The sequence below is a fragment of the Actinophytocola sediminis genome (assembly GCF_054779715.1).
This window is the reverse complement of sequence record NZ_BAAGXS010000159.1, coordinates 1-6,103: the sequence shown is the minus strand read 5'-3', so window position 1 is coordinate 6,103 and position 6,103 is coordinate 1. Positions and strand designations below refer to the sequence as shown.

10 protein-coding genes are annotated in these 6,103 nt (G+C 69.0%); 8 read left to right on the top strand and 2 right to left on the bottom strand.

Annotated elements, in window-relative coordinates; all coding sequences use genetic code 11:
* Positions 1-130 precede the first annotated feature (130 nt).
* Together ACYVIP_RS45125 and ACYVIP_RS45120 are read left to right on the top strand one after the other, a co-directional pair.
* The gene (locus tag ACYVIP_RS45125; protein ID WP_460407457.1) at positions 131-1,042 is read left to right on the top strand and encodes a tyrosine-type recombinase/integrase; all 912 of its coding nucleotides are present in this window, start codon (positions 131-133) and stop codon (positions 1,040-1,042) included.
* A gap of 27 nt (positions 1,043-1,069) precedes the next feature.
* Positions 1,070-1,336 carry a hypothetical protein gene (locus ACYVIP_RS45120; RefSeq protein ID WP_460407456.1) on the top strand — a complete coding sequence of 89 codons (267 nt, stop codon included), beginning with the start codon at positions 1,070-1,072 and terminating at the stop codon, positions 1,334-1,336.
* Here the strand turns inward: ACYVIP_RS45120 and ACYVIP_RS45115 are convergent.
* Positions 1,333-1,626 (bottom strand): hypothetical protein, encoded by a 294-nt coding sequence (locus tag ACYVIP_RS45115; RefSeq protein WP_460407455.1) that lies wholly within the window; start codon positions 1,624-1,626, stop codon positions 1,333-1,335. The two genes, ACYVIP_RS45120 and ACYVIP_RS45115, sit on opposite strands and share 4 nt — an antisense overlap.
* Before the next feature lie 146 nt (positions 1,627-1,772).
* Entirely contained in the window at positions 1,773-2,195 is a 423-nt protein-coding gene (locus ACYVIP_RS45110; protein WP_460407453.1) for a helix-turn-helix domain-containing protein, read from the bottom strand.
* Between the two features lie 180 nt (positions 2,196-2,375).
* On the opposite strand from ACYVIP_RS45110, the gene ACYVIP_RS45105 reads away from it, so the two are divergent.
* From ACYVIP_RS45105 to ACYVIP_RS45080, 6 genes are all read left to right on the top strand, one after another.
* Positions 2,376-2,624, top strand: coding sequence for a helix-turn-helix domain-containing protein (locus ACYVIP_RS45105; RefSeq protein WP_460407452.1), 249 nt, complete (start codon positions 2,376-2,378; stop codon positions 2,622-2,624).
* Positions 2,625-2,713: 89 nt separating this feature from the next.
* Entirely contained in the window at positions 2,714-3,001 is a 288-nt protein-coding gene (locus ACYVIP_RS45100) for a hypothetical protein (protein WP_460407450.1), read from the top strand.
* The gene (locus ACYVIP_RS45095; protein WP_460407449.1) at positions 2,998-3,339 is read left to right on the top strand and encodes a hypothetical protein; all 342 of its coding nucleotides are present in this window, start codon (positions 2,998-3,000) and stop codon (positions 3,337-3,339) included. The genes ACYVIP_RS45100 and ACYVIP_RS45095 overlap by 4 nt, the downstream gene beginning before the upstream one ends.
* Positions 3,329-4,030, top strand: a complete 702-nt coding sequence (locus ACYVIP_RS45090; RefSeq protein WP_460407447.1) for an exonuclease domain-containing protein — start codon at positions 3,329-3,331, stop codon at positions 4,028-4,030. Before ACYVIP_RS45095 ends, ACYVIP_RS45090 begins: the two co-directional genes overlap by 11 nt.
* Positions 4,027-4,956 (top strand): YqaJ viral recombinase family nuclease, encoded by a 930-nt coding sequence (locus ACYVIP_RS45085; RefSeq protein WP_460407446.1) that lies wholly within the window; start codon positions 4,027-4,029, stop codon positions 4,954-4,956. The genes ACYVIP_RS45090 and ACYVIP_RS45085 overlap by 4 nt, the downstream gene beginning before the upstream one ends.
* On the top strand, positions 4,953-5,852 hold the full coding sequence (locus tag ACYVIP_RS45080; protein WP_460407445.1) for a recombinase RecT: 900 nt from the start codon (positions 4,953-4,955) through the stop codon (positions 5,850-5,852). The genes ACYVIP_RS45085 and ACYVIP_RS45080 overlap by 4 nt, the downstream gene beginning before the upstream one ends.
* Positions 5,853-6,103: the final 251 nt, after the last annotated feature.

Sequence of the window (6,103 nt, the reverse complement as noted above, 5' to 3'; positions counted from 1 at the left end):
TAAGCGGCAGGTCGCAGGTTCGAATCCTGCCGGGGGCACAAAGTACGTCTGACCAGCACGAACACACGGTCAGTCGAACACCGGTTCGTTAGCGCAGCGTTCAGTGACACGACAACTGGAGCATGCGCACATGACCACACCCGACACCTGGCGACTCCTCACCGCATCCTGGGAAGCCGACCTCAAGGGCGGCAACAAGTCCCCCAACACCATCCGCATCTACCGCACCGCCGTCGGCCAACTCCACGACTGGCTCGACCGCACCCAGCCCGACCCGGTCGAACCCGAGGACGTGACCCCCACCCACATCCGCGGCTTCATCGCCGACGTGATCAAACGAACCAGCGCCGGAAACGCCCACACCCAGTACCGGTCGTTGCGCACGTGGTTCGGGTGGCTGGTCCGCGAAGACGAGATCACCACCAACCCCATGGACAAGACCACCGCACCGATCGTGCCCGAACAGCCCGTGCCGATCGTCCGCGACGACCTCACCGTGTCCCTCCTCGACGCCTGCAAAGGCCGCGACATGATCAACAGGCGGGACGCCGCGATCATCCGCCTACTACTCGACACCGGCGGCCGGCTCAGCGAGCTCGCCGCCCTCGCCGTCGACGACGTCGACTTCGACCTCAACGTCATCAACGTGGTCGGGAAGGGCCGACGCAACCGCGCGATCCCGTTCGGCTCGAAGACCGCACAGGCCCTCGCCAGGTACATGCGCGTGCGCGCGCAGGAGAAGTGGGCGCACCACGAGAAGCTGTGGCTCACCGACCGCAACCGCGGCCCGATCCAGCCGGACGGGAACGCGATCCGGATCATGCTCGCCCGCCGCGCGCGGTCGCTCGGAACGCACGTGCACGCGCACCAGTGGCGACACACCCTGGCGCACATGTGGCTGAAAGAAGGTGGGGACCCGACCGCGCTGATGCGGATCATGGGCTGGAAGTCGAGCCAGATGCTCCACCGGTACGGGGCGTCGGTGGCCGTCGAGCGCGCCCACGAGACGCACCGCAAGCTGTCCCTCGGCGACCGGCTCTGAGTGACACGGGTGCGCTGCGCTAGCCACATGGCCGCCTCGACGAACATGACGCCAGAGCAGCGCACCCTCCGCGCCCGCATCGCCGCCCACACCCAGTGGGCCAACGAATCCAACCGCACCGCCCGGACCGCCGCCGCCCGCAAGGCCGCCGCAGACCGGTTCGAGAAGCAGGTCGACCCGGACGGGGTACTCCCGCCTGAGGTCCGGCGCCAGCGCGCCGAGTCCGCGCGCAAGGCGCACTTCTGCCGGATGGCCGCAGCGTCTGCGGCGTCCCGGCGCCGGAAGCGCAACTAGTGCACGACCCTCAGGTGCCGGTCCGGCGGCATGACGGTGCCGGCTGTCTCCCCGCCGACCGCGACCTGGCCCGGCGTCGACGGTTCGGCCGGGGCGAGTGCGGCGACGCCGGACGCGAGGATCGCGAGCCCGGTGGCCAGGTCGAGACCCGGCCGCAGGTGGATGGTGAGGGTCTCGTGGTCGACGAGTCCGGGGAGGCCGCCCTCGATGTCGCTGATCGAGATGTGCAGCTCTCCCAGGTGGGTGATGGCGGCGTGTAGACCAGTCAGGAGCCCCAGGAGATCGGTCATGTCTTCTCTATACGCTCCGCTACCTGGTGTGTTATCAATCACCCGATGTTACTGGTGGGTAATCCTCTGACCGGGGGATTTCCCAACTTTCCCACATTACACACCGTTATCGATGCGCCTATACCCACAGTAGAGCAGCGGCGGAATCACGTCCCGGCCGCCCGACCCGGATCACCGTCGCCGTCCCCCGGCTCATGCAGCGGAGTCCGCCCCGGACCCGCCGACACCGACCGGCGCCGCGGCGTGTCCCCCAGGCGTCGGCTCAGTTCGCCGAGCAGTTGCTCACTGGTGAGCGCACCGGGGTCGACACCGGCGGTCTGCAGCTTGGCCTCGTCCTCGGTCATGATCTCGGCGACGACGAGCACCTCCAGTAGTGGCCGGCCCGTCGCTTCGGCGAGTCGCCGCGCGTTGTCGACGTCGGGTCGATGGGATCCGCTTTTCCATCGCGCGACGACGGATCTGTGGATGTCGCTCCGGCGGGCGAAGTCCGTGACGTTCTCCTCCAGCGCGGCGAGTTGATCCTCCAGCCAGCGTGCGAAGCGCGTGTAGGGCGGCAGTGTGTCGCTCATGACCGCAACGATAGATGCATGAGTGCCACAGGGACATAGCTTGCACCCGGATGGCGCATCAGATCACAGCCTGTCGATAGTCACAAGCCTGTAACTCGCCCGAACGAGTGACCAGCCCCCGCCACGCCAGGGATCCCCGCACGGTTGCGCTGTTGCACTCATGCGTGAGACGATGCACTCATGCCCCGCACAACCCTCCCCGACAGACCAACCATCACCGCTAACGCTGAGGGCATCCAGCAGGCCCGACGCGCCGCCGGGATCGCCACCATCGGCGACCTCGCCGACGCGATCTGCGTGAACCGCACCACGGTGCACCGCGTCCTCGGCGGCCACACCCCACCGAGCGCCGACTTCATCGCCGGCACGCTCGCGGCTTTCCCCGGCACCCCATTCGCCGACCTCTTCACCGTCGGCCGCACCAAGTGAAAGAGCCCCGCTCGTCGGCGGCCAGCCAACGCGCGGGGCTCCTTCAGCCAGGAAAAACCTACACCCCGACCACCACAGAAGGAGTGCAGATGACCACATCCTACATCACCGACGTCGCCCTGATCGACTTGGTGCACGCGCTCGTCGGCCCCGGTGTCGACGTCCGGATCGCCGAGGTCGACGCCTTGCAGTGCGAGTACTGCGGCGGCGTCGACGCCGTGACCACCGTGCGCGTCAACGGCCAGCCCCGCGACGACGTGTTCCTGCCGGTCGAGTGCCAGGACGTGTGCAGCACCTGCGCCGTCCCGCTCATCGCCCGCGCCCGCTCCGAGGCCCGCGACGACGCCGGCGACATCGTCATCGAGGTCGCCGCGTGATCACCGACGAGATGGTCGAGCGCGCGGCGCGCGCCTGGTTCGAGGCCGAGTCAGCGAACCGCTCCGCCAAGCCGCTCCCGTGGGACTCGCCCCTCCTGGCCAAGGCTCGCGACCGCCAGCGCCAGTTGGCACGCGTCGCACTGGAGGCCGCGTTGCCGGCCGGCCAGCCGACCCCGTACCGGCTCTCCCCCGACGGCGTGCTCGCGCGCCGTATCTCCGGTGGCTGGGTCGTCCGCGACGCACCCGGCCGCAGCCACTACGTCGGCCAGCACCTCACCGACCAGGCCGTAGCCGGCTGGTCACCACTCATCCGAAAGGGACCGTCCAATGTGGGCTGACAACCTCGCCACCTTCGACCTCGAGTCGACCGGCATCGACACCGAGACCGCCCGGATCGTCACCGCCTGCGTCGCCCGCGTCAGCGCCAAGGAGCGTGACGTCAAGGTGTGGCTCGCCGACCCCGGCATCGACATCCCCGCCGAAGCGACGGCGGTGCACGGGATCACCACCGAGCACGCCCGCGACCACGGCCGGCCGACCGCCGATGTCGTCCGCGAGATCAACGAGGCCCTGTACTGGGTCCGCCGCGACCAGCTCCCGCTGGTGATCTACAACGCCCCGTACGACTTGACGTTGCTCGACCGCGAAGGCCGACGCACCGGGTTCGCCGGGCTGGACATGCGCGGCATGCACATCATCGACCCGCTCGTGATCGACCGCGCCATGGACCCGTACCGGCGCGGCTCCCGCAAGCTCGTCGACGTCTGCCGGCACTACGGCATCACCCTGACCGACGCGCACACCGCCGAAGGCGACGCCATCGCCGCCGCCCGGTTGGCCTGGCGCCTCGCGAAGGTCTACCCCGACTCGCTCGGCGACCTCGACGCCCTCCAGGAGCGGCAGGCCGTCTGGTACCACACCTGGGCCATCTCCTTCGAGGACTACCTCCGCCGGCAGGGCAAGACGGAGTCCATCGACCGCGACTGGCCGATCCGCCCGTACACCGAGCAGGCCGGGGCGGTCGCGTGAGCACCGCCGTCTACCTCGGCTCGTGGGAGCCCGGCTCCCCGGACTGGCACGCCGCCCGCGCGCAAGGGCTCGGCGGGTCGGAGATCGCCCCGGTGCTCGGACTGTCCCCTTGGGAGAGTCGGTTCTCGTTGTGGCACCGCAAGACCGGGCTCGCCGCGCCGACCGTCGAGAACGACGTCATGTATTGGGGCAAGCTCCTCGAGAGCGCGATCCGCGACGAGTGGAACCGTCGGCACGACGACGACACCACCACGCTGATCGCGCGCGCCGATGGGACCTTCCACCACCGCGCGCGGCCGTGGCAGATCGCCAACCCGGACGGCGTTGTCCGCCGCTACCGGGCGGGTGTCGGCAAGGTCGACTCGCTGTTGGAGTGCAAGACCGCGCGCACCGACGACGGGTGGGGCGAAGAGGGCACCGACGAGATCCCCGTCTACTACCGCACCCAGTGCCTTTGGTACCTCGACGTGTTCGGCCTCGACCTCTGCCACGTCGCCGTCCTCATCGGAGGGTCGGACTACCGCGAGTACCAGGTGACCTACTCGGCCGACGAGTGCGAGTTCATGCGCGCCAAGGCCGTTGAGTTCCTCGGCACCGTCCAGCGCGGCGAGCGCCCGGACATCGACTCGCACGACGCCACCTATCAGGTGGTGCGGGAGCTGCACCCGGACATCGACGACGTCGAGGTCGAGGTGCCCGCCGAGATCGCCGTGCCGTACCTCGCCGCGATCACCGACCACAAGGCCGCGACCGAGGAGAAGCAGCGCACCACCGCGCTGCTCGCCGACGTGATGGGTTCCGCCCGCCGCGCCTACATCGACGGCCAGCAGATCGCCATGCGCGTCCCGAGCCGCGGCCCGGACAGCCCGCCGTCCGTCCGCCACACACCGATCAAGGCCCCCGGCCAGAAAGTAGCCGCAGCATGACCACCGAGTCCATCACCGAGGCCGCCAACGCGGTCGCCGTCCGCGACAACTCCCCGCGCGCTATGGTGAAGCAGCACGCCGACAGCTTCGCCGCCGTCCTCCCGAGCCACGTCCGCCCCGACACCTGGGTCAGGCTCGCGCAGGGCGCCCTGAAGCGGGGCAAGATCATCGTCCACCCGCGCACCCGCCAGAAGTGCACCGAGCTGGAGTTGGCCGCTGACAACAACCCCGGCATCTTCCTCGCAGCCCTGCTTGAGTCTGCCCGTCTCGGCCTGGAGCCGGGCACCGAGCAGTTCTACCTCACGCCACGCAAGGTCAAGGGCCAGCTGGAAATCCTGGGCATCGTCGGATACCAAGGCTTCATCGAGCTGATGTACCGGGCCGGCGCCATCTCGTCGGTGGTGGCCGAGTGCGTCTACTCGGGAGACTCCTTCCAGTTCCGGCCCGGCGTCGACGAGCGCCCCGTCCACGACATCGACTGGGACAGCGACAACCGCGGGGACCTGCGCTTGGTCTACGCGTACGCGGTGATGAAGGACAGCGCCACGTCGAAGGTCGTGGTGCTGAACCGGTCCGCGATCAACACGATCAAGGCGTCGTCGCAGGGCGCGAACTCCGAGTATTCGCCGTGGCAGAGGCACGAAGCCGCGATGTGGCTGAAGAGCGCGGTGCGCCAGCTGGCGAAGTGGGTGCCCACCAGCGCGGAGTACCGGAAGGCGCTCGCCGAGCACGGACAGGCACCGCCGCAGGCCATCGAGGGTGAGGCGGAGCGGATCTCCGGACCACAGCCAGGTTTCGCGCCGGACCTGCCGATCGACATCACCGACACCTGGCAGGCCATCGACGAGGACGTGCTCGACGGCGAGGTTGTCGACGACCCGCCGGACGAGCCGTGACAGCGAGGGTGCTCCCCGGCGTGTGCGCGTCGGGGAAAACCCGCTACCGCAACAGGTGTGCGGTCATCGCGGGCATCGACAAGACCCGGTTCCGGTTCCGGCGGCACTTCGGCCGGCCGGGACCCGAACTCTGGCACTACCGCTGTGACCGTTGCGGCGGCTGGCACATGACGTCCATGAGCCCCGAAACCTACGAACAGAAAAGGCAAACAGCATGACCGAAACCACTGCCACCGTCACCGCCCACCACC

What these genes read in the sequence shown, in the direction of transcription:
- ACYVIP_RS45125 (WP_460407457.1), top strand. Translation starts at nt 131, where the DNA reads ATGACCACACCCGACACCTGGCGACTCCTCACCGCATCCTGGGAAGCC.
- ACYVIP_RS45120 (WP_460407456.1), top strand. Translation starts at nt 1,070, where the DNA reads ATGGCCGCCTCGACGAACATGACGCCAGAGCAGCGCACCCTCCGCGCC.
- ACYVIP_RS45115 (WP_460407455.1), bottom strand. Translation starts at nt 1,626, where the DNA reads ATGACCGATCTCCTGGGGCTCCTGACTGGTCTACACGCCGCCATCACC.
- ACYVIP_RS45110 (WP_460407453.1), bottom strand. Translation starts at nt 2,195, where the DNA reads ATGAGCGACACACTGCCGCCCTACACGCGCTTCGCACGCTGGCTGGAG.
- ACYVIP_RS45105 (WP_460407452.1), top strand. Translation starts at nt 2,376, where the DNA reads ATGCCCCGCACAACCCTCCCCGACAGACCAACCATCACCGCTAACGCT.
- ACYVIP_RS45100 (WP_460407450.1), top strand. Translation starts at nt 2,714, where the DNA reads ATGACCACATCCTACATCACCGACGTCGCCCTGATCGACTTGGTGCAC.
- ACYVIP_RS45090 (WP_460407447.1), top strand. Translation starts at nt 3,329, where the DNA reads ATGTGGGCTGACAACCTCGCCACCTTCGACCTCGAGTCGACCGGCATC.
- ACYVIP_RS45080 (WP_460407445.1), top strand. Translation starts at nt 4,953, where the DNA reads ATGACCACCGAGTCCATCACCGAGGCCGCCAACGCGGTCGCCGTCCGC.